The sequence below is a fragment of the Vibrio sp. Vb0304 genome, from assembly GCF_033338995.1.
Classification (GTDB): Bacteria; Pseudomonadota; Gammaproteobacteria; order Enterobacterales; family Vibrionaceae; genus Vibrio; species Vibrio alginolyticus.
The window spans coordinates 1-1,238 of sequence record NZ_JAWOTT010000197.1 but is presented as its reverse complement, the minus strand read 5'-3'; the positions used below and the strand labels follow the sequence as shown (position 1 = coordinate 1,238).

The 1,238-nt window shown below is 46.6% G+C and carries 1 protein-coding gene and 1 pseudogene; both read left to right on the top strand.

The features are described 5' to 3' along the window. Positions 1–583: chloride channel protein (locus R7P35_RS24950; RefSeq protein WP_318093064.1), on the top strand; the 583-nt coding region annotated here is incomplete at its 5' end. 443 nt (positions 584–1,026) lie between these two features. Then, positions 1,027–1,238, top strand: a pseudogene (locus R7P35_RS24945) (tellurium resistance protein); the annotation flags it as partial.

Below are 1,238 nucleotides of genomic sequence, written 5' to 3'. Positions count from 1 at the left end.
GCAAGACAGCTTTGTTGCTATTCATAAAAACGACCGTAAACGTTACCTGATCACGGGCTCTATTTTGGGCGGCGTATTTGGCCTGCTGTTGCTTTACGTACCTCAATTAACGGGCGGGGGTATTGCACTTATTCCCGATGTCACAACAGGTAACTACTCGATCTCTATTTTAGTGCTGCTGTTTATTGGTCGCGTGGTCACAACTTTGCTTTGCTTTGGCTCTGGCGCACCAGGCGGTATTTTCGCGCCAATGCTCGCGCTGGGCACACTATTTGGATACGCATTTGGCGCAAGCGCAGATGTTCTATTGCCAACGCTTGATATAGAACCTGGCGTCTTTGCGATTGCAGGAATGGGAGCGCTGTTCGCTGCGACAGTTCGCGCGCCTATCACTGGTATTTTGTTGGTGATCGAAATGACCAACAACTACTATCTGATTCTTCCGCTAATCATTACCTGTCTAGGGGCGGTGATTGTCGCACAGTTGCTTGGTGGACAACCTATTTACAGCCAGTTGCTGCATCGTACGCTTAAAAATGACAAGCTACGTCAACAAGATCTCCCTGAAAATCAGGCCTCCTAGGCAACTTAAAGCACTCCGGCTCCAAACCTACTTGTAAGTATCACGAATGTTTGGAGCCTGCATTTCTATAATTTTGCAACGGTTCGCAAATATTCGATACCAAACTCACAAAATTCTCATTCTCTGATATTTCTCCATCATGTTTAGGCGTCATCGCCTGTTAAACTTGTTAATATTCGCGCCATAAAATAGAGCAATTGTTCCACTCAAATCCGCCCACTACAGGCCAAAATGAGTCAACAATTGCGCAAAACATGCGTTGAAAATTCGCGTTTCGCAATGCAAGGCAGCAGCAGGCTAAGATGAAGAGAATCAACGATCTGATTCCACACCGTTCGCGATTTTCACACGCAAAGCAGCCAAAGATAATTTGGTTTTAAACATCACTTTTCGTTTCATTCGGGCAAAATCAATTCGGAGTAGATTTGAACTGGAAAAGACTTGTGCAGTTTTATAGTGTCCCGCCTTCTCAAGCGGCGCTGGCACTGGGTATGATCGGGCTTGGCCAAGCGTGGGCGCTCTATGTTCCCGATATTGGTACGCCAATTCGTCCTTTTCTGGCTTCATTTGGCGCGTTATTGCTCGCTCCCGTTCTGATTAAGTACGCCACCAATCCTCGCCTATTTATGGCGGATATTAAGCCCCCGTTAAGTGG